The organism is Acinetobacter haemolyticus (assembly GCF_003323815.1).
Classification (GTDB): Bacteria; Pseudomonadota; Gammaproteobacteria; order Pseudomonadales; family Moraxellaceae; genus Acinetobacter; species Acinetobacter haemolyticus.
In genome coordinates this window covers 424,061-445,653 of record NZ_CP030880.1, presented here as the reverse complement: position 1 = coordinate 445,653, position 21,593 = coordinate 424,061, and the positions used below count along the sequence as shown (strand labels likewise).

Here is a 21,593-nt window from a genome sequence, read left to right as displayed (position 1 = left end):
TTAATTCATTGAAATGTATTAATAATTTTAAAAAAAAGGTTTGGCAGAAATATTTACTTTCAAACAAATAACAAATTTCATAAACTCCAAACCAGACACTTTTATCATCATCTAAAATAAATCATCATATACAATTCAATTCATTGATTTCTAAACTTAAAAATATAAATCACATCAGCATAATCAACGATTAAAGCAAAGGCTTAGCGAGAAATGCAAAAGAAAAATCTACCAATAAACAATAAAATTCAATAGCCTACTTAATATTAATTCATATTTAACAATTAACTGCAAAGCATCACATAGATTGACAAAATAATTGAAAAGAATAACATTAAAAATGATTAATGCGACACAAATCACAATATACGCAATCACTAAATAATCGAATCACAACAACACAACTTTAAAAATATAGGTAAAATTATGCTATTCAAAAGTCTTCTTTCACCCATAAAAAGTATTACCTCAAGCCTAATTGACAGTAATACCTCATCAGCTAGTACTTCTGCCCTAGCGCCTCTTTCACTTTCAACAATTACAAATATTATTTCCCCAACTACAGTTACAAATACAATTAGCAGTATTACTAATGATATCGATAACAATCCTTTAAACACCGTAACAAGCATTGTGGGTGGTAGTAGTGGTGGCTTATTGAGTCCCATCACTGGCATTATTGGTGGTATCAGCGGCGGTGGTGATGGCGGTTTATTAAGTCCAATCACAGGTATTATTGGCGGTATCAGCGGCGGTGGTGACGGCGGTTTATTAAGTCCAATCACTGGTATTATTGGTGGTATCAGCGGCGGTGGTGGCGGCGGTTTATTAAGTCCAATCACTGGTATTATTGGTGGCATCAGCGGCGGTGGTGATGGCGGTTTATTAAGTCCAATCACAGGTATTATTGGTGGTATCGGTGGTGGTGATCTTGGTAATAATCCTGTTACTGGCGTGATTCAAACCGGTATTGATATCCTTCAAGGTGCCGAAAGCCTAAAAACAACAATTATAAATACAGGGATTAATACAGCCGCAGATACAATTCTTGGTGTATTCCCTCAAGCTGAACATCCTGTCAGCGATCTTGCAAATCTTGGCACTCTCACTTTCGAAACTTCTCGTGATACCGTCAACGGTACACTTGAAGCGATTTCTGATCTAGCTGGTGCTAACTTTGGTGGAGCTCTAAGTAATGCTACAGGTGTAGTCGGTACGCTTATCAACAATGGTTCAACTGCCGCAGGCATTATCCAGCATGTCATCGGTGAAGATATTCTCGGTGGCGGCATCATTGATGGCATCGGTGGTGGCGGCGGTTTATTAAGTCCAATCACTGGCATTATTGGTGGCATCGGTGGCGGTGGTGACGGCGGTTTATTAAGTCCAATCACTGGCATTATTGGTGGCATCGGTGGCGGTGGTGACGGCGGTTTATTAAGCCCAATCACTGGCATTATTGGTGGCATCGGTGGTGGTGACGGCGGTTTATTAAGCCCAATCACTGGCATTATTGGTGGCATCGGTGGTGGTGACGGCGGTTTATTAAGTCCAATCACTGGCATTATTGGTGGCATCGGTGGCGGTGGTGACGGCGGTTTATTAAGCCCAATCACTGGCATTATTGGTGGCATCGGTGGTGGTGACGGCGGCTTATTAAGCCCAATCACTGGAATTATTGGTGGTATCGGTGGTGGTGATCTTGGTAACAACCCTGTTACTGGAGTGATTCAAACTGGTATCGATATCCTTCAAGGCGTGGAAAGCCTAAAAACCGACCTTATCAATACAGGTATCAATACTGTCGCAGATACAATTCTTGGTGTATTCCCTCAAGCTGAACATCCTGTCAGCGATCTTGCAAATCTTGGCACTCTCACTTTCGAAACTTCTCGTGATACCGTCAACGGTACACTTGAAGCGATTTCTGATCTAGCTGGTGCTAACTTTGGTGGAGCTCTAAGTAATGCTACAGGTGTAGTCGGTACGCTTATCAACAATGGTTCAACTGCCGCAGGCATTATCCAGCATGTCATCGGTGAAGACTTTATCGGTGGAGGTATCCTTGATGGCATCGGTGGCGGCGGTGGCTTATTAAGCCCAATCACTGGCATCATTGGTGGCATCGGTGGCGGTGGTGACGGCGGTTTATTAAGTCCAATCACTGGCATTATTGGTGGCATCGGTGGTGGTGACGGCGGTTTATTAAGCCCAATCACTGGCATTATTGGTGGCATCGGTGGTGGTGACGGCGGTTTATTAAGTCCAATCACTGGCATTATTGATGGCATCGGTGGCGGTGGTGACGGTGGTTTATTAAGCCCAATCACTGGCATTATTGGTGGCATCGGTGGTGGTGACGGCGGTTTATTAAGTCCAATCACTGGCATTATTGGTGGCATCGGTGGCGGTGGTGACGGCGGTTTATTAAGCCCAATCACTGGCATTATTGGTGGCATCGGTGGTGGTGACGGCGGTTTACTAAGCCCAATCACTGGCATTATTGGTGGCATCGGTGGTGGTGACGGCGGTTTACTAAGCCCAATCACAGGTATTATTGGTGGCATCGGTGGTGGTGACGGCGGTTTACTAAGCCCAATCACTGGCATTATTGGTGGTATTGGTGGCGGTGACGGCGGTTTACTAAGCCCAATCACTGGCATTATTGGTGGCATTGGCGGTGACGGTAGTCCGCTTGACCTGATCACTGGCATCATTGGCGGTATCGGTGGTATTGGCGGCGATGGTAGTCCACTTGACCTCATCACTGGCATCATTGGTGGTATCGGTGGCATTGGCGGTGACGGTAGTCCGCTTGACCTGATCACTGGCATCATTGGTGGTATCGGTGGCGGTGACGGTAGTCCTCTTGACCTGATCACTGGCATCATTGGCGGTATCGGTGGCGGTGACGGTAGTCCTCTTGACCTGATCACTGGCATCATTGGCGGTATCGGTGGCATTGGCGGTGACGGTAGTCCGCTTGACCTGATCACTGGCATCATTGGCGGTATCGGTGGCATTGGCGGTGACGGTAGTCCGCTTGATCTGATCACTGGCATCATTGGCGGTATCGGTGGCATTGGCGGCGATGGTAGTCCTCTTGACCTGATCACTGGCATCATTGGCGGTATCGGTGGCATTGGCGGCGATGGTAGTCCTCTTGACCTCATCACTGGCATCATTGGCGGTATCGGTGGCATTGGCGGTGACGGTAGTCCGCTTGACCTAATCACTGGCATCATTGGCGGTATCGGTGGTATTGGCGGTGATGGTAGTCCTCTTGATCTGATCACTGGCATCATTGGTGGTATCGGCGGCGGTGATGGCGGTAGCCCTCTGGATATCTTGACAGGCATCATTGGTGGTATCGGTGGTGGTGATCTTGGTAACAATCCAATCACTGGTGTAATTCAAACAGGTATCGATATCCTTCAAGGCGTTGAGAGTCTAAAAACTGATCTCATCAATACAGGTATCAATACCGTGGCTGATGCAATCATTGGCGTATTCCCTCAAGCTGAACATCCTGTTAGCGATCTTGCAAATCTTGGCACTCTCACTTTCGAAACTTCTCGTGATACCGTCAACGGTACACTTGAAGCGATTTCTGATCTAGCTGGTGCTAACTTTGGTGGGGCCCTAGGCAATGCAACGGGTGTAATTGGCACGCTTATCAACAATGGTTCAACTGCTGCAGGCATTATCCAGCATGTCATCGGTGAAGATATTCTCGGTGGCGGCATCATTGGTGGTATTGGTGGCGGTGACGGCGGTTTACTAAGCCCAATCACTGGCATTATTGGTGGTATCGGTGGCATTGGCGGTGACGGTAGTCCGCTTGATCTGATCACTGGCATCATTGGCGGTATCGGTGGCATTGGCGGTGACGGTAGTCCGCTTGACCTCATCACTGGCATCATTGGCGGTATCGGTGGCATTGGCGGTGATGGTAGCCCGCTTGATCTGATCACTGGCATCATTGGCGGTATCGGCGGTGGTGATGGCGGTAGCCCTCTGGATATCTTGACAGGCATCATTGGTGGCATCGGTGGTGGTGATCTTGGTAACAATCCAATCACTGGTGTAATTCAAACAGGTATCGATATCCTTCAAGGCGTTGAGAGTCTAAAAACTGATCTCATCAATACAGGTATCAATACCGTGGCTGATGCAATCATTGGCGTATTCCCTCAAGCTGAACATCCTGTCAGCGATCTTGCAAATCTCGGCACTCTCACTTTCGAAACTTCTCGTGATACCGTCAACGGTACACTTGAAGCGATTTCTGATCTAGCTGGTGCTGACTTTGGTGGGGCTCTAGGCAATGCAACAGGTGTAATTGGTACCCTTATCAACAATGGTTCAACTGCTGCCGATATCATTCAACATATCGTGGGTGATGATCTTCTTGGCGGAGGCATCCTCGGAAGCATCGGTGGTGGAATTGGCGGTGATGGCGGTTTATTAAGTCCAATCACAGGTATCCTTGGTGGTGATATTCTTGGCAACCTTGGTGGCCTATTATCAATCAATGTTGGCGATAACTGTGGTTGCACCAGCTCAAATGGCGGTGTAGATAGTATTTTAGACTCTGTTCTAGGTGCTGCGTCTTCATCTCAAATCTTGTCGGCGAGTGGATCAACAACCAACTTCACAGACAATCTATCGATTCCAAGCTTGAACTTATCTGAACAATTATTTGAAAGCACAAATCTGTTCTAATTAATCCTCTCGCAGGATAAAAAACCGCTGACAATCGTCAGCGGTTTTTTTGAAGCTGAATAATCTATTTTAAATACAATCCCTTCCCTTACTCACACTTACATCTCTTTAATAATAAAACTTTATATCTAATCACAATTTAATTAAGACCAAAGTCTAATTGCATACACTTCAAAAACAATATAATCAACAAGATGCATAATCAAATTAAATACCCTAAACACACCCATAATCAAATTAAATGCCCTAAACAATTTAAATACCATAAAATCAGCATTGAATAAGTTCACAGGCCATGCCTCGTGCATTAATCTATTCTTTAGCGAAGGATTGCTTAAACACTTAAAGTACGAAACCTACGTTTAAGTGTTTAATTATGAAAATACAGCTTAAGGCTTATGCTTAATTAGTTTATATCTCTATTTTTAAGACATATATTTCACTCAGATGCATGGCCTATTTTATATTTTGTTTATTTAAATGAAATGACGGTTGCTTATTCATAATTTTAAATTGTTAGGATGACATAAATGAAAGTTAATTTTTTAATTGCCAGCATATTAACGGTTATTACCAGTTCAGCAATCGCTGCTCCAAAGATTTATGGTGAGATTGACGCAAGTCTCGACTATTTACCTGAAAACAATGCAGCCAAATCTGATCGCGATGTATGGAAGGTCAACAGCAACAGCTCATTTCTCGGCATTAAAGGTGAAGAAAAACTAACAGAGCGCCTAAGCGCTATTTACCAAATCGAATGGTCATTTAATGCTGACGGCGATGGCACCGATTGGTCACAACGAGATCGCTTTGTAGGATTAAAAGATCAAAAATTAGGGACTCTAAAGATCGGTAAAAACAACTCACCATTAAAAAAATTATCGACTGCAGTTGATAGCTTTAATAACTATGTTCGCAATACTGCAGACATTACCAGCATCATGCCTGGTGAAAACCGCATTAATAACTCCGTTGTATATGATTCACCTAAATTCTCGATCGGAGAACAAGGAAATCTTGAATTTAGTGCACTGTTGGCAACAGGCGAAGCACAAGGTATCCGGAACAATCAGGGTGGCGTAACTGTTGATGGTGGTGGCTTAGGTGATGCTTGGTCAACTTCGCTTACGTATTCAGATCCAATATTTCTTGCCGCAATTGCTTATGACAAAGCCATTCCAAGCAATCTCCTTGGTCAAGGCTTTCTTAACGCATCAGACACTCATATCGATATCGACAAAGTTTTTGCTGCCGCCAATACACTACGATTAACTGCACGCATTAAACCAATCGAAACACTTTCACTCAAAGCATTAATTCAAAAATCTGAAATAGAGGAAGCAAAAGGCAATCCAGCAAGCGCAGCTAACATTGACGATTCGGTTGGCTGGTTAATTGGCGCAGAGTATCGAATACCAAACCATGATAAATGGAACATAAAGGCGCAATACAGCCAAAATACAACAAGCTTTAAGAACAATGACGCAGACTATGATGCACAGCAAATCATGGCAGGTGTCGATTATGCATTCAACAAACAAGTTAGAGCTTATGGTTACACAGGTTATGCAACATTTAAACAAGCGGATGCGAAAGACAAACAACCTGTCGTCGGAACGGGGCTTGAGTTTAAGTTTTAAACATATCGAATCCCGATAAAATATCTTAAGCCAGAATGATTAATATTCTGGCTTTTTTACAAGCCATATTTAGAATAAAAAATCTTAAATAAACAATTAAACCCCAGAGCAAAATTTCAAAAAACAAAATAAAAAGCAATTCAAACACCCCAGTAAGATAAATTAAAACACCTAATTCGTGCTTTAAAAGTTAAATTTAAAATAACAACCCTTAATAAAATATTTTTTTATTTTATATAGTTAAACTCAAACATTTTTAAAATAAATTGCATGTAATTTGATATTTCTAAAATGAATCATCACAAGATATAAGTTGATGCTATGCTTTTTCTGTTTAATTTTATGATGAACACCCTGATTTAAAGTTATTAAAATGTGATAAAGAGCACCCCAGATTCCAAAAGAATAATGCTCAATTTTACGCATGTAACTTTATTTAATTATGGCAAAGAAGCCAATATAAATATGCACTATTATTGTGCGTATAAATATAATCGTTTATGGAGAAACATTTAAGATGTTAAGAGGAATTATATTAACCAGCACTTTAGTGACCTTAGGATTCGGTTTAACAGCATGTGGAAAAAATAAAGGTGAAGTTGGAGAACCCAAACGCCCAGAATGTATCGCCCCAGCAAAACCTGGCGGTGGTTTCGATCTCACATGTAAACTGGCACAAAATGCTTTCAAAGAAACCAAACTCTTAAATTCTCCTATGCGTGTAACCTATATGCCCGGTGGTGTAGGCGCTGTAGCATACAATAAAATCGTTGCTAACGACCCTGCGAATGACAATGCGATTGTTGCATTCTCTACCGGCTCATTACTCAACCTTGCCCAAGGAAAATTTGGTCAATATACGGAAAAAGATGTTCGCTGGTTAGCGATTGTCGGGACAGATTATGGCGTGGTTGCGGTCAATGCAGAATCTCCATATAAAAATCTTAACGACTTAGTTGCTGCACTCAAGAAAAATCCGAAATCCGTGAGCTTCGGCGCAGGTGGTAGTGTGGGCGGTCAGGACTGGATGCAAACTGCGATGCTTGCAAAAGCTGCAGGTGTAAATCCTAAAGACATGACATACATTGCCCTAGAAGGCGGCGGTGAGGCGGTAACATCTGTTCTGGGTAATCACATCCAAGTGGTCAGCGCTGGAATTGCTGAAGTCATCCCTCATATTAAATCAGGAAAAGTACGTGCTCTAGCCGTGTTTGCTCCTGAACGTCTACCAAATGAATTAGCAAACATTCCGACTGCAAAAGAACAAGGTTATGACATTCAATGGCCAGTTGTACGTGGATATTACGTTGGTCCAAAAGTCAGTGACGAAGCTTATCAATGGTGGAAAACTTCATTTGAAAAAATGATGCAAGATCCAAAATTTGAGCAATCACGTCAACAGTTTGAGCTACTCCCGCTCTCCATGACAGGTGAAGAATTAGATCAGTTTGTAATCCAACAAACCAATCAATTAAGAGCGTTATCTAAAGAGTTCGACCTCGTTACAAAATAGCACTTAAAACCCAGAAAACATTTCAATCGCTGATCTTTCATAGAATGAAACTCAGGGTTGAAGTGTTCCTGAATTTTAATGAAAAAGGAATGATCTATGTCCGCAGAAAGGATTTTTTCAGGGACCTTAGGACTCGTCAGTCTTGGCCTACTCTACTTGGCTTGGGGCTATGTCGCACCCATTGCATATGACCCGTTAGGACCACGTCCTTATCCTGTACTCCTGTTATTACTTTTAATTTCATGTTGTTTATATCTTACCTTTAGACCTCAAAAACTCGCTGAATTTATTGATCTGGGATACACCCCATCCGTCTTAAAAAAAATCGGTTTGTTGATGCTGTTTATGCTGATTTATGCCGTTACTTTTGAGTTCTTAGGTTTCCCTATTGCAACAGCCATCATGTTTTTCCTTGTCGGTACCCTCTTCGGAGGAAGTTTAAAAGCATCACTAATCACAGGCATTGTTTTTGGCTGCCTCTTATATGGGTTATTTGACTACATATTAGATGTACCACTGCCATTAGGATTTTTTAGTTAATCAAGGAAGAATTAATGGACGTTTTTGAATATTTAATGTACGGCTTTCAAGTCGCATTAACCCCACAAAACCTATTCATTGCACTGATTGGTGCATTCATTGGTACGATTGTCGGCTTATTGCCTGGTCTCGGTCCAATTAACGGTGTTGCATTACTCCTTCCTTTTGCTTATGCCTTAGGACTCCCCCCTGAGAGTGCATTAATCTTACTGGCAGCCGTTTATCTCGGATGTGAATATGGTGGACGAATTTCCGCCATTCTAATCAATGTCCCTGGAGATGCAGCAGCAATTATGTCCACCATGGACGGTTACCCACTTGCTAAACAAGGAAAAGCAGGGATTGCGCTGTCACTCTCGGCGATGAGCTCATTTATTGGCAGTTTAATTGCAATTATCGGGATCGTATTATTTGCTCCCCTTTTAGCAAAATGGGCAATTGTTTTCGGACCAGCTGAATATTTCGTTTTAATGGTATTTGCTCTGACCTGTTTAAGTGGCCTCGTGGGTGATCAACCGATTAAAACAGCCGTAGCAGCCTTGATCGGATTACTGTTTGCTACCGTTGGTGTCGATGCAGTGACAGGTGTCTATCGCTTTACATTTGACTCAGTAAACCTCAGTGATGGCGTTCAGTTCACTACCATCGTGATCGGTTTTTTCAGTATCAGTGAAATTCTGATTATGTTAGAAAAAACAGCGATTGGACAGAAAGCACTTGGACAAGGTAAACGCAGTCTTTTCAACCTAAAAGAATTTTTGTTCACCCTAAAAACCACGATTCGTAGTTCGCTACTGGGCTTCATTGTCGGCATTTTACCGGGCGCAGGCGCAACAATTGCCAGTGCAATGTCTTATACCAGCGAACGAAAACTTGCGGGAAAAGATGGAAAATTTGGTGACGGCGATTTACGTGGTATTGCAGCACCTGAAGCAGCCAATAATGCTTCGGCATGTGGTTCATTTATTCCAATGTTAACTCTAGGTGTACCTGGTTCAGGTACCACAGCTGTGATGTTAGGTGCATTAACGCTTTACAATATTACGCCTGGTCCACAGTTATTCACTGAACAACCAACGATTGTTTGGGGACTAATTGCATCATTATTCATTGCCAGTATTTTATTATTGATCATGAATATTTCATTGGTACGTTTCTTTGCCAAGTTGTTGAGCGTTCCAAACTTTATTCTTCTTCCTGCAATCGCAGCAGTCAGCTTCGTTGGTGTGTATGCAATACATAGCACAGTATTCGACTTGGTTCTGATGGTTGGATTGGGTATTTTTGGTTATATTTTACGTAAACTCAACTTCCCATTATCCGCCCTGATCTTAGGCTTTGTTTTGGGTGAACTAATGGAATCAAGCTTACGTCGCGCACTGTCTATTTCTCAAGGTGAATTGTCAATCTTGTTCGATGGCTACATCACCAAAGTATTATGGATTTTAGCAGGTATCATGATCGTACTTCCTTTGATCCGCTGGTTACGTAACCGTCACAGAGCGATTTAAATGATGTTGACCGATAGAGAATAAAATCTATCGGTCATTTACCTTTTATTTATGCGATTTGATTTATGCGATTGTATCTAAAGTATGCTTTGAGTCTAAGCCTTGCATTTTTAGGTGCACTTGTTGCACAGTGGCTACACTTACCTATTCCATGGCTGCTCGGGCCATTATTCATCACCGCTCTCCTTAAAATAAATCACGCCCCCATCGAATGTCATAATTCTGCACGTAGTATTGGATTATCCATCATTGGACTCACGCTCGGTTTATATTTCACACCAGAGATGATTCACCTAATCGCATCACATTGGCTGGTATTACTGATCGGCCTGTTGTTTGCATTATTACTCGGTGCAATCGGTGCCTTTATATTGCAACGCTGGGCAAAAGTCGACTTTAAAACCGCATGGTTTGCTTCTGCAATTGGTGGGGCAAATGAGATGTCTCATCTCGCAGAACACTATCAGGCACGCGTTGATCAAGTTGCATCAGCTCATACATTACGCGTATTAATGGTGGTGGTGATTGTGCCTTTCTTTTACCAATTTATGGGCTGGCATGGTTTTGATACGGATCAAATCGCAAAACATCTCGAAGTGAACTGGTTTGGTTTTTTCAGCTTGGTCTTGATCTCTTATATTGCCAGTCGTATTTTTATTCAGTTTAAACTCCCTAATCCATGGACCTTTGGTGCATTATTGGTTGCTATCTTCTTTACAGCACAAGATATTCATCTATCCGCAATTCCGACACCGATTATTCATCTAGGACAAGTTTTACTCGGTTGGTCATTAGGTAATAAATTTAAACCTGGATTTTTTAAAACCGCCCCGCGTTATTTAAGCATTGTGGCACTTTGTAATCTAGGCGCATTATTCTTAACTGGGCTGCTAGCTTATACACTGATGCAATGGACGGATCTTCCTATCGCCACCCTTGGTTTAGGACTTGCGCCCGGTGGTGTCGCTGAAATGACGATCACAGCCAAGGTTCTGCAACTCGGTGTTCCAATCGTGACTGCATTTCATGTGGTTCGTATGGTAGGTGTCTTGGGAACAGTCGGATATTTATATCTTTTCTTCGATAAAATACTACAAAAGAAAATTCAGACACAAAAAAACCGCAATTAAGCGGTTTATTTCATTAAGTTGGTGCGCTCAGAGAGATTCGAACTCCCGACCCCTTAGTTCGTAGCCAAGTGCTCTATCCAGCTGAGCTATGAGCGCATTACTTATGTGCCTATGCAGGCGTGTGTTACTTTTAAATCTTTACTTGGTGCGCTCAGAGAGATTCGAACTCCCGACCCCTTAGTTCGTAGCCAAGTGCTCTATCCAGCTGAGCTATGAGCGCCTTAAGTAAAGTGGCGGTGAGAGAGGGATTCGAACCCTCGATACAGTTACCCGTATGCATCCTTAGCAGGGATGTGGTTTCAGCCACTCACCCATCTCACCGTAACACGAGCGCAATAATACAAACTAAATCCCCATTACACAAGGGAAGAACCCTATTTTTTCTGTTTTTTTAAATCAATCAAATATTTTTTAAACAATTTTGGTATTTTTTCAGCATTTTTTTGCTTTTCACTTGTTAATATAGGCATCTCTTTTATACAGATCCATGACATAAACACAATCTTGCAATCTTTGACGTGCAGTCTAAGTTTGAATGTCTTATGCTAAAGTGATCTGCCAGATGTGAAATGAAACGATATGACTACAAATTGGGTTGATCCCGAAGCAAAAGCAGAAGCTGAACGTTACGATAATCCTATTCCGAGCCGAACTCTTATTCTTACTACATTAGAACAATTAAAAACTGCGCAATCTCACGCAGAACTCGTTGAGCATTTTAATATTCAAGACCAAAAAAGTATTGATGCCTTGAACCATCGTTTAAGTGCGATGGTTCGCGATGGTCAACTGATGAAGGATGGTTTTAAATATCAGCCCGCAACAGATGCGCCTAGCTACGAAGCAACGGTTTATATCAATAGTAAAGGTTTAGGTACTGCAAATATCGCAGGACAAGATGATGTCCTCTTACCTGAACGTGAGTTGCGTCTCGTATTTAATGGTGACCGCGTTAAAGTACGTCAGACTTCAGTTGATCGCAAAGGTAAAGCTTGGGGCTTCATTACTGAAGTGGTACAGCGCCGCGTGAAACAAATCATTGGTAAAGTTGCTGAACATCAAGGTGAATACTTTATTCAACCAAGTAATCCAAATCAGCATCAACCGATTACACTAGAAAAAGAACTGATTGAACATGCCAATGCCAAAGTGGGTGATATGTTACGTGTTGCGATTGATGATTATCCGACTCGTGAAGAACTTGCAACTGGTCACGTGGTTCAATCCATGGCAGACAAAGCGGATACTGAAATTATTATCCCGCAAACAATTTTAGAATTTGGTTTGCCTTATGAATTTCCAGAAGCAGTGATTAAAGAAGCTGAAAGCTTTAAAGAACCTTCTGCACAAGACATAAAAAATCGCGTTGATTTACGAGATCTGCCACTCGTCACTATTGATGGTGAAGATGCACGCGACTTTGATGATGCTGTGTATGCGGAGAAGCGCCCAGGAGGCGGTTACCGTGTTGTGGTGGCAATCGCAGATGTAAGCCATTATGTTCGTTTAGAGTCGCCATTAAACGAAGAAGCGGAAGATCGTGGCACATCGGTTTATTTCCCGCACTTCGTCCTGCCAATGTTACCAGAAGCCTTGTCGAATGGATTGTGTTCTCTAAATCCGCATGTAGACCGTTTATGTATGGTTTGTGATTTAAAACTATCACGTGCAGGTAAAGTGACAGGTTATGAGTTCTATCCTGCGGTGATGCATTCCAAAGCACGTTTGACCTACACCCAAGTTGGTCAATATTTTGAAGGTGCAACAGATGCGATTCCTGAAGACAAGACCATTCATAAATCACTAAACACACTATTCCAACTCTATCAAACGCTTAAAGGCCTCCGAGCTGAACGTCATGCAATGGAATTTGAAACCATTGAAACCTACATGACCTTTGACGAGTTAGGTGGAATCAAGGAAATCTTGCCACGCACACGTAACGATGCACATAAACTCATTGAAGAATGTATGTTATTGGCTAACGTTGCGGCTGCAGAGTATTGCTTAGAACACGATATTCCGATGCTTTATCGTGTACATGAAGCACCGGAGTTTTCACGTATTCAAAAAGTTCGTGATTTTGTGAAGTTGCTTGGTTTACCGTTCCCTGAACAGCCAACACAAGCGGATTATCAACGTGTTATTGAAGCAACTAAAGATCGTTTAGATGCACCAAGTATTCATGCCGTTTTGTTACGCTCGATGATGCAAGCTTATTATGGTGCGAAGAACTCAGGACACTACGGTCTTGCTTATGAGGCGTATACGCACTTCACTTCACCAATTCGTCGTTATCCAGACTTATTATTACACCGTGCGATCAAGGCTTATTTACAACAAAAACCTTATCCATTGTCAGGTGCGGCGCTCGATGATGCAGGCGAGCATTTCTCACAAACAGAACGTCGTGCTGACGAAGCTTCACGCAGTGTAACCACATGGCTGAAATGTCACTACATGCAACAACATCTAGGCGATGAATTCGTTGGGGTGATCAGTGCCGTGACTGAGTTTGGTCTATTTGTTACCCTTAAAGATCTCTATGTCGATGGCATGATTCATGTGAGTCAATTAGGTGAAGACTTCTTCCTCTATGATCAAGCCAGCCAAAGTTTAATCGGACAGAACCGTGGACAATCGTTTAGCCTCGGTGATGAAGTCAAGATTCAAGTGGCAGGCGTGAATCTGGAAGAACGTAAAATCGATTTCCAATTGGTACAACAACTCACCCATTTAGGTCGCGTCATTCGCCAAAAAGCACCTCGTACTGCGAATCCTTCTAGCTCGAATCGTGCTTCAACAACTGAAGAAGTTTTTGGCAAAACACCATCATCGACGAAAGCTAAAGTCGGCGAAGACGATGAAAAACCTGTACGCAAGAAAAAAGATAAGAACAAACCAAGTTCTTATAGCAAAAAGCCAGCTAAAAAGGCTTCGACTAAGCCTGAAGGTAAAGAAAAAGCCAAAAAGAAAGTGAAAAAGAAAAAGTCGAATGCGAAAGCAAAGGCTGAGTAATTGATAAAAGATAAGGGAGCTTTGGCTCTCTTATTTTTTGTTATATAATGCATAAATAAACAATTTCAAAATACAAATAAAATCCTAATGCCTCATTACCAAATCACAAAATATTATTATCATTACTATGTACTTGCTTGTTTATTCTTTTTAAGTATTAGTACGGCTATTTATATATTTAAAGGGAACTTTTCACCTACATTAACAGTAAAGTTTGTCGCCTTGGTAATTGCTAGCTTTTTCTATGTATTGCTCATGCTTTACTTTCTCAATTTGAAAATGAATCAGGAGTGGGTGATTCCACGACAATGGCGACGCGTACAAATGCAGCCTAAACTTCACGTGTTAGTTATTTTTCCTTTATTTATTCTTCCTATATTCTGGTTCAACTTAGCAGGCACTTTCCCAATGATATGGACATATATGCTTGGACAGCCTCAAATCGTAGAAGCATCAGCGACTGCCGTAAAAAAACACTCCAGAAATACAGATTTTTATTCTTTCCAAACAATTTATGCAGGAATTCCTATTTTCAGAATTACTTTGAAAGAATATGAAGCGTATAAAAATCATCAACTCAAATTAAAGCTAACTACTCGTCAAAGTCGTTTCGGTACATATATACTATCAATTGATGAAATTCAGATCCCCCCCAAAACCTATCGAATAAATAATAAATCAACCTTGATTTCTCCAGCTTTAAGCCTTACATCTATAGCTATGTTTAAAGATGATATGGCAAAAATACAATGACACTACAGCAAGCGACACTCCCCACTCCCCAGTTTGATCAAATCCAACTTGCCGACTTAAAACAACAGATTGAAAGCACCATTCAAAATGGTCAAAATTTCTTAAATCAACTCAATGAAGCTCCTCAAGACACCGAAGCACAACTTGCAATATTGGCAGAAGTTGATCAGCTTGAAAATAACATGAGTGAGTTTTGGGGCATTTTGTCACACCTCAATGCGGTCATGAACAATGCCGAAACCCGTGAAGTCTATCAATCACTTTTACCGAGTTTAAGCGAATACTACACTCAGCTTGGACAGCACACAGCGTTGTATCAAACCTATCAACAGATACATGACAGCGCTGCGTTCCAAAGTCTGAGCGAAGCTCAACAAAGTGCCATTAAACTCGCGTTACGTGATTTCAAACTTTCAGGCGTTGCACTTGAAGGCGAAGCCAAAAAACGTTATGCGGAAATCTCAGCACGTTTATCACAACTGTCTTCAGATTTCTCTAACCATGTACTCGATGCAACGCAAGCTTATTTCAAACCATTAACAGAAGAACAACTCAAAGGCTTACCACAAAGCAGTATTGAGCTATTAAAGCAATACGGACAACAGCGTGAGCTTGATCAAGCCGTTGCCACACTCGACTTCCCTGCTTATTTTGCGATTATGACCTATGCTGACGATCGCGAACTTAGAGAGGAGATGTATAAAGCCTACGTGACTCGTGCTTCAGAGCAGTCTGACAAGACTGAATTTGATAATACCCCTGTGATGGAAGAAATTCTGAGCTTACGTCAAGAGATGGCACAACTACTTGGCTTTAACAATTTTGCTGAATACTCCTTGGCCAGCAAAATGGCACCTAACGTCGAAACCGTCGATAAATTCCTAGTGGATTTGGCAGAACATGCACGCACACCTGCTCTTGCCGAAATCGCTGAACTCAAAGCAATTGCACAACAGGATGGTATCGAAGAACTCAAACCGTGGGATGCCACCTATTATTCTGAAAAGCTGAAACAACAGCAATTCAACTTGTCTCAAGAAGCACTTAAACCCTATTTCCCAGCTCCCAAAGTGGTGACTGGTTTATTCCAAATCGTTCAACGTCTTTATGGTATCCAGATCGTTGAACGTCAGGCACCTGTTTGGCAAAACGATGTGCGTTATTTTGAAATTGAAGATCAAGGCCAAGTAGTTGGTGGTTTCTACTTCGATTTATATGCCCGCAATGGCAAACGTGGTGGCGCATGGATGAGCGGCTTCCGTTCCCGCGTACAAACCACAAATGGTCTGCAAAAACCAATTTGCTATATGGTGTGTAACTTTACACCACCGATTGGCGATCAGCCTGCCCTGCTGACGCATGATGAAGTGATTACCCTATTCCATGAATTTGGTCATGGCTTACATCACATGCTCACCGAAGTGGATAATATCTCGGTTGCAGGCACACACGGCGTTGCATGGGATGCAGTGGAGTTACCAAGCCAGTTCATGGAGTTTTGGGCATGGGACAATGAAAGTTTAGATGTACTTAGCGAGCATATTGAAACCAAGCAAACCTTGCCGCAAGAATTGTTAACTGCATTGTTGAATGCGCGTTTCTTCCAATCAGGTATGCAGACTTTGCGTCAGATTGAATTTGCTTTGTTTGACCTAACTATTCACCGTCAAACACCTGCTTTGAATAGTCAGCAAATCCAAGCCACATTGGATGATATTCGCAATAAATTTTCAGTTGTTCCTGCTGTTGCTTATAACCGTTTCCAACACAGTTTTAGTCATATTTTTGCAGGTGGCTATGCTGCAGGTTATTACTCATATAAATGGGCAGAAGTTTTAGCCAGTGATGCCTTTGACCGATTCGAAAATGAAGGTATTTTTAACACAGAGACTGGAAAAGAATTTCGAAAGTTTATTCTAGCAGTTGGCGGAAAAGATACAGCACTTGATGCGTTTCGCAATTTCAGAAAAAGAGAACCAAAAATAGATGCATTATTGCGTCATCAAGGTTGGACGAAGACAGATAAAACCGCTTAAACTACGTCATTATTGTTCACAGGATGGTATTAACTGACATGAAAAGACAATTCATCGCGGGCGCTAAATGCCCAAAATGTGGGGCTTTGGATCGTGTCGTTAAAATCATTACTGTGGATGACGAGTGGATTGAATGTATCGAATGTGCTTATAGCGAAAAACGTCCGACCCATGTGGAAGAGTCGCAACCCGCTGAGCCAGATGAAATTGGGGTGATACAGTTCAAACCTCGTCATTTTGACTAGAAGGTTAAAAAAATGACGTCACCAGCCCAAACAAGCAACTCCAAATTATTATGGATGATCATTGGTGGGATTAGCCTCGTTGTGCTGATATTTTTTACTGCACAGTGGCTGTTATCTAACCATACAGCAGAAACTGAAACAGCTGTAAGCCAACCCAATCCTGTAACGACTTCATTAGAAAATGTCGAAGCCGCTAGCGCTGCGATGATGAGTCATGTAAATGAGGAAAGTGACCCAGCTCCGATTCAACTGGTTGAAGAATCAATACTCAAAGCAGCTGTGCCAAACAATGAAAGCCTAGCAAAAGAAGAAATTGCTAAATTAGATGATATTCAACACCAGCTTAAAGATCAGAAACAAGAGTTACAAGCCCAACACCACGATGCTGATACTTTAATAAAACTCAAAGAAGAACAAATCAAACTATTAGAAGCACAACTGCTCCAAACACAAGCATCGTAAAACAGCTTTTAAGCTATTCAATTTGCTAGAATGTGATCATCCCTTCTAGCATTTTTATTTTATGCCTATCGTCAGTCAACGTCACCCCGTCGTTCTTGCAATCGCATGCCTGACGTTTTCAGCTTTTTTATTCTCACTTATGGGCATATGCATCCGTTTTGCATCACATACCATCGATAACTACACCATTGTCTTTTTCAGAAACTTAGTTGGATTGATACTGTTCTTACCTTTCATTTATAGACAAGGCACCGATTTTGTCAAAACAGAAAAAATCTGGATGCATACTTGGCGAAGTATTATTGGATTAGCTGCAATGTACGGTTTCTTTTATGCAATTGCTCATCTTGAATTATCCAATGCGATGGTCTTTACCTACTCTTCCCCAATCTTTATTCCTTTTATTGCATGGCTCTTTCTTAAAGAACGTATCAGCACGCTAATGCTTTGCGCGGCAGCACTCGGTTTTATTGGGGTATTTTTTGTGGCAAAGCCTGATCAAGGGCTATTGAACTGGTTATCAATCATTGGAATCACCTCTAGTTTATGTGCAGCGATGGCATTTGTGACTGTCCGCGCGCTTACCCAGACCGAGCCCCCAGAGCGCATCGTATTTTATTTTTGCTTTATCGGTGCTCTACTCTCAGGCATCCCGATGTTTTGGGTTTGGCGCCCCTATCAACTTGAAGAATTATTCTTTCTGATTGCGGCTGGTGTACTCGCCAATGTTAGTCAACTATTTATGTCACATGCGTATCGTCTAGCGCCAGCAGGTCAGATCGCTCCAATCAACTATGTCGCGATTATCTTTGCAGGTATCTGGGGCTTTTTACTTTGGCACGAATTACCTGATACCTACAGTCTAATTGGTTTTGGCTTTATTTTGATTGCGATCTTTTTATGTAGTCCAATCATGCAAAAAGCCAAATAATCTCCTCTTATACAATTGATGACAACAACATAAAACCGATTTTTCTATCCCACTCAGATTTACACATGCCATAAAAAAGCACCCGAAGGTGCTTTTTTATTCACTGCTTATTGGTACCAACCAAACAACTTAAAGTAATAAGGAATATACGCAACAATCAGGATTGCTGGGACCATTACCAATAATGGCAATATCCAACGTTCGAAACGATAGTAGAAGGACAAATGCTTCACTTCTTCGTCGGCTGCTCGTACTTCATCATCACCAATTGCTTGTCGTGCCAATAAGTGATTCAAGGCAACAGGTGGTGTGACATAACCTAGCTCGAAGCCAATCAATGCAATCATCCAGAAGTGAACAGGATCTATACCATATTGATAAGCCACTGGTGCAACCGTTGCGGAAATCAAAATTACCGCACCAAATGGATCCATGATCATCCCTACGAGAACCATGAACACAACCACTAAACTGATCACAATAAACATACTACTGATGTCACGCGGGAATGCTTCCATCACTTCAATATGTTCTAAGAAACCACCTACACTGACAGACAATGCCATAAGGATAATCAAGGCACCAATATGACCGACTGTTTCAGTTGTTGAGAGATGTAAAGCTTTTCCAAATGGAACTTTACGCTCTGGGTTGCGAGGATCATCTGCAGGATTCACTTTCGGTGTAGGTTGTGAACCATCTGGTGGCGCAGTATACGTGTTTAACGTACTGTCCCAATGCCCAACTGGCGCTAGTGGCGCAGGTTCTTTACGCAACTTATCAAACAATACCATCAACAATAGAATTACTGGCATCATCACTGGTGCTGTAAATTCATTTAGATCCGTTGACAATGCATGCTTGTAGAATAACCAAATCAGAATAAAGATTACGATATATGGTGCTACAGGAACAAACGCACGCAATGATTTAGGCAAAGCAATTTTCGGCGGTGAAATGCGGAATTTTTGCTCTGCAAAGAACAAAGAAATGATTAAGAACAAGGTTGAAGTCAATAAGAAGACATACATACCATGTGTATAAAGTAAATCAGTTGTCACTTCTTTATTTAAAGATGCTACGACAACGATTAATAAACATGGACGTAATACCACACCCAATGAACCAGAGAGTGCTGTTGCTGCCAATGCAAACTGACGACGACCACCAGCATTCCACACTTCTTTATAAATAATCGCACCGGCTGCAATAACGAAGATACCAGATGCCCCTGTATAGGCGGTTGGTAATGCAGCTGCAATCAAAATTAACCATGTTAAGGTTTCTGGCGCTAAGTTCCACGGACGTAAAATATTTAAGAATAAATCAACAATACGTGTCTGCTTAAGCAACATACCTGCCCAAATAAACAAGGCAAGATTTAAGAAGATATTTGAAAACTCAACCAACTGACCAAGATAGATCCCTTGCCCCATTGGATAATCCATGAAGAAGGTAAATGCCACCCCTGTAATAATCGCCATATAAGCATATAACGGGATACTCAAGAAGGCTAAACCAACATTACCTCCTTCACGAGTTGGCGGTGGTGATTTAATCAAATGGAATAGACTGATTAAGGTCAATGATCCAAATAAAATCATCCATAACCAATAAATCACATTCATGCCAGAGGCAAAAGGTACACCAGAATTAAGTACCGAGTTGTATTGGCTAATCACAGAGGAAGTAAGTAAACCATTACCTAATACCATTGCCGTATTATAAATACGGAAATCGATTCTAGTGGCTGGACTACGTAAACCAATATGATGTGATTTAATCGTGGCACTAATAGCAGCAAAGACCACCATAATGACTAACAATAATGCACGATTTTCAGAGCCAAATTTAAAGATGCCGAAAAAGGACGTCTCTATCGTACGATAGGTACGAACACTCGGATTCGCTTCAATATGCGCCATTGCTTTATCATAGAAGACATATTTTTCTTCACACTGTTGTTGTGCAGCCAGTAGTGAAGAACGAACATCAGATTCTGAAGCAACACCAAACATGCTTGCAAACTCATCCGCAGCATTGATCTTCATTTGCTCTTGAACTTGTGCATCGATATTTGGGTTACGATCACAGGTTGGCTTACTCGGTTCAGCCCGTAGAAACGAATATTGCATCCCAATATTCGGATCGCCGTACAGACGTTCACCCATACGTAATAACTGCCCATGGATCATCTCACCCGTACCAATCACGAGTGTTACTAAGAGTAAGATGAGAATAACAAAGGCTGATATCCACTCTGTCCAGATATAACTCAGTAGACCTAATCCAGACTTTTTCTCTTGATCATTTTGCATGTCTATTCCAATTTATTGTTATCAACATCCATCCAAAGATGTTGAATCATGCGATGTCTATGGTTGATAGATAAATGAATTTACCCTCTTAACACCAATCCCTTTTAAACCGCCTAAATTTGCAGCAATCTTTCGCTAAAAAAAATGGCTACAATTATTTTTTTATGGACTTTATTATCAATGTGTCTGTTCTTTATCTTTCCCAACTAAAAGTAAATAACCTGATCCACACAACACACCTCCAATTGCACCAATCAAATGTGCTTCGGTTAAAACAGGGCTACCAATTAACTGTGCTGTTCCTGATTGTCCAAAAGTATTTTCCCAAATCAATTTTGCAGCGATCAGAACTAACACCAACACCGCAAACTTGCGCTCATTTTGATATTGCAGATAAACAATACTGACCGCAGTATAGAGACCATGTAAAACACCAGATAATCCAGCATAGGCATCGATATAAGGTAAATAATAATAAAAAACCAGACTAATAAATGGAGGGAGAAGCAATAATAAAGCAACCAGATGCCAATTACGCACATGTGGAAAAATGAAAGGTAAACATGCAAAAGCCAACATATTCAACAAGAAATGCATCCAACCAACATGCACCCAGTGTGCAGTCCACAACCGCCAAAACTCGGTTAATAAACTGGATTTCCAATAAATGAAATGATCAGCAAATACTTGCAAACATGCTGCCACTGACACACAGACAGCGATCAAAATGACTTTCCGTATCCATATTTGATCTTTCATTTATGCACCTCT

General features: G+C 41.6%; 14 protein-coding genes and 3 tRNA genes. 12 read left to right on the top strand and 5 right to left on the bottom strand.

Going from position 1 to position 21,593, the window contains the following annotated elements; genetic code table 11:
• Window positions 1-426: 426 nt before the first annotated feature.
• The 6 genes from DS737_RS02145 (at window position 427) to DS737_RS02115 (ending at window position 11,059) form a co-directional block, all read left to right on the top strand.
• Window positions 427-4,725, top strand: coding sequence for a hypothetical protein (locus DS737_RS02145; RefSeq protein ID WP_162784518.1), 4,299 nt, complete (start codon window positions 427-429; stop codon window positions 4,723-4,725).
• Between the two features lie 530 nt (window positions 4,726-5,255).
• Window positions 5,256-6,365 (top strand): porin, encoded by a 1,110-nt coding sequence (locus DS737_RS02140; RefSeq protein WP_004640990.1) that lies wholly within the window; start codon window positions 5,256-5,258, stop codon window positions 6,363-6,365.
• Between the two features lie 517 nt (window positions 6,366-6,882).
• Complete coding sequence (locus DS737_RS02130; protein WP_005086808.1) at window positions 6,883-7,878, top strand: tripartite tricarboxylate transporter substrate binding protein; 996 nt, start codon at window positions 6,883-6,885, stop codon at window positions 7,876-7,878.
• 96 nt (window positions 7,879-7,974) lie between these two features.
• On the top strand, window positions 7,975-8,418 hold the full coding sequence (locus DS737_RS02125) for a tripartite tricarboxylate transporter TctB family protein (protein ID WP_017395342.1): 444 nt from the start codon (window positions 7,975-7,977) through the stop codon (window positions 8,416-8,418).
• Between the two features lie 14 nt (window positions 8,419-8,432).
• Complete coding sequence (locus DS737_RS02120) at window positions 8,433-9,929, top strand: tripartite tricarboxylate transporter permease (protein ID WP_005086812.1); 1,497 nt, start codon at window positions 8,433-8,435, stop codon at window positions 9,927-9,929.
• A gap of 65 nt (window positions 9,930-9,994) precedes the next feature.
• Entirely contained in the window at window positions 9,995-11,059 is a 1,065-nt protein-coding gene (locus DS737_RS02115) for an AbrB family transcriptional regulator (RefSeq protein WP_017395341.1), read from the top strand.
• 19 nt (window positions 11,060-11,078) lie between these two features.
• Here DS737_RS02115 and DS737_RS02110 read toward each other — a convergent pair.
• The 3 genes from DS737_RS02110 to DS737_RS02100 all read right to left on the bottom strand — a co-directional run bounded on the left by DS737_RS02110 (window position 11,079) and on the right by DS737_RS02100 (window position 11,380).
• Window positions 11,079-11,155: transfer RNA gene (locus DS737_RS02110), tRNA-Arg, on the bottom strand.
• A 47-nt stretch (window positions 11,156-11,202) separates the two neighbouring features.
• A tRNA-Arg gene (locus tag DS737_RS02105) sits at window positions 11,203-11,279 on the bottom strand.
• A gap of 11 nt (window positions 11,280-11,290) precedes the next feature.
• A tRNA-Ser gene (locus DS737_RS02100) sits at window positions 11,291-11,380 on the bottom strand.
• 258 nt (window positions 11,381-11,638) lie between these two features.
• On the opposite strand from DS737_RS02100, the gene rnr reads away from it, so the two are divergent.
• The 6 genes from rnr to DS737_RS02070 all read left to right on the top strand — a co-directional run bounded on the left by rnr (window position 11,639) and on the right by DS737_RS02070 (window position 18,504).
• Window positions 11,639-14,077 (top strand): ribonuclease R, encoded by a 2,439-nt coding sequence (gene rnr, locus DS737_RS02095; RefSeq protein WP_113996652.1) that lies wholly within the window; start codon window positions 11,639-11,641, stop codon window positions 14,075-14,077.
• Window positions 14,078-14,164: 87 nt separating this feature from the next.
• Entirely contained in the window at window positions 14,165-14,830 is a 666-nt protein-coding gene (locus tag DS737_RS02090; protein ID WP_228206837.1) for a hypothetical protein, read from the top strand.
• A complete protein-coding gene (locus DS737_RS02085; protein WP_113996651.1) occupies window positions 14,827-16,866 on the top strand; it encodes a M3 family metallopeptidase in 2,040 nt (679 codons plus the stop codon). Before DS737_RS02090 ends, DS737_RS02085 begins: the two co-directional genes overlap by 4 nt.
• A gap of 38 nt (window positions 16,867-16,904) precedes the next feature.
• Window positions 16,905-17,111, top strand: a complete 207-nt coding sequence (locus DS737_RS02080; protein WP_005086820.1) for a YheV family putative metal-binding protein — start codon at window positions 16,905-16,907, stop codon at window positions 17,109-17,111.
• A 12-nt stretch (window positions 17,112-17,123) separates the two neighbouring features.
• Complete coding sequence (locus DS737_RS02075) at window positions 17,124-17,573, top strand: hypothetical protein (RefSeq protein ID WP_004641011.1); 450 nt, start codon at window positions 17,124-17,126, stop codon at window positions 17,571-17,573.
• Between the two features lie 61 nt (window positions 17,574-17,634).
• Window positions 17,635-18,504, top strand: coding sequence for a DMT family transporter (locus tag DS737_RS02070; protein WP_113996650.1), 870 nt, complete (start codon window positions 17,635-17,637; stop codon window positions 18,502-18,504).
• Between the two features lie 107 nt (window positions 18,505-18,611).
• Here the strand turns inward: DS737_RS02070 and DS737_RS02065 are convergent, their stop codons facing one another.
• Both DS737_RS02065 and rrtA read right to left on the bottom strand, forming a co-directional pair.
• The gene (locus tag DS737_RS02065) at window positions 18,612-20,822 is read right to left on the bottom strand and encodes a TRAP transporter large permease subunit (RefSeq protein WP_004641016.1); all 2,211 of its coding nucleotides are present in this window, start codon (window positions 20,820-20,822) and stop codon (window positions 18,612-18,614) included.
• Window positions 20,823-20,999: 177 nt separating this feature from the next.
• Window positions 21,000-21,581 carry a rhombosortase gene (gene rrtA, locus DS737_RS02060; protein ID WP_004641018.1) on the bottom strand — a complete coding sequence of 194 codons (582 nt, stop codon included), beginning with the start codon at window positions 21,579-21,581 and terminating at the stop codon, window positions 21,000-21,002.
• Window positions 21,582-21,593: the final 12 nt, after the last annotated feature.

Excerpts from the sequence above, each read along its gene's own strand:
- DS737_RS02145 (WP_162784518.1), top strand. The coding sequence starts at position 427 with ATGCTATTCAAAAGTCTTCTTTCACCCATAAAAAGTATTACCTCAAGC.
- DS737_RS02140 (WP_004640990.1), top strand. The coding sequence starts at position 5,256 with ATGAAAGTTAATTTTTTAATTGCCAGCATATTAACGGTTATTACCAGT.
- DS737_RS02130 (WP_005086808.1), top strand. The coding sequence starts at position 6,883 with ATGTTAAGAGGAATTATATTAACCAGCACTTTAGTGACCTTAGGATTC.
- DS737_RS02125 (WP_017395342.1), top strand. The coding sequence starts at position 7,975 with ATGTCCGCAGAAAGGATTTTTTCAGGGACCTTAGGACTCGTCAGTCTT.
- DS737_RS02120 (WP_005086812.1), top strand. The coding sequence starts at position 8,433 with ATGGACGTTTTTGAATATTTAATGTACGGCTTTCAAGTCGCATTAACC.
- DS737_RS02115 (WP_017395341.1), top strand. The coding sequence starts at position 9,995 with ATGCGATTGTATCTAAAGTATGCTTTGAGTCTAAGCCTTGCATTTTTA.
- rnr (WP_113996652.1), top strand. The coding sequence starts at position 11,639 with ATGACTACAAATTGGGTTGATCCCGAAGCAAAAGCAGAAGCTGAACGT.
- DS737_RS02090 (WP_228206837.1), top strand. The coding sequence starts at position 14,165 with ATGCCTCATTACCAAATCACAAAATATTATTATCATTACTATGTACTT.
- DS737_RS02085 (WP_113996651.1), top strand. The coding sequence starts at position 14,827 with ATGACACTACAGCAAGCGACACTCCCCACTCCCCAGTTTGATCAAATC.
- DS737_RS02080 (WP_005086820.1), top strand. The coding sequence starts at position 16,905 with ATGAAAAGACAATTCATCGCGGGCGCTAAATGCCCAAAATGTGGGGCT.
- DS737_RS02075 (WP_004641011.1), top strand. The coding sequence starts at position 17,124 with ATGACGTCACCAGCCCAAACAAGCAACTCCAAATTATTATGGATGATC.
- DS737_RS02070 (WP_113996650.1), top strand. The coding sequence starts at position 17,635 with ATGCCTATCGTCAGTCAACGTCACCCCGTCGTTCTTGCAATCGCATGC.
- DS737_RS02065 (WP_004641016.1), bottom strand. The coding sequence starts at position 20,822 with ATGCAAAATGATCAAGAGAAAAAGTCTGGATTAGGTCTACTGAGTTAT.
- rrtA (WP_004641018.1), bottom strand. The coding sequence starts at position 21,581 with ATGAAAGATCAAATATGGATACGGAAAGTCATTTTGATCGCTGTCTGT.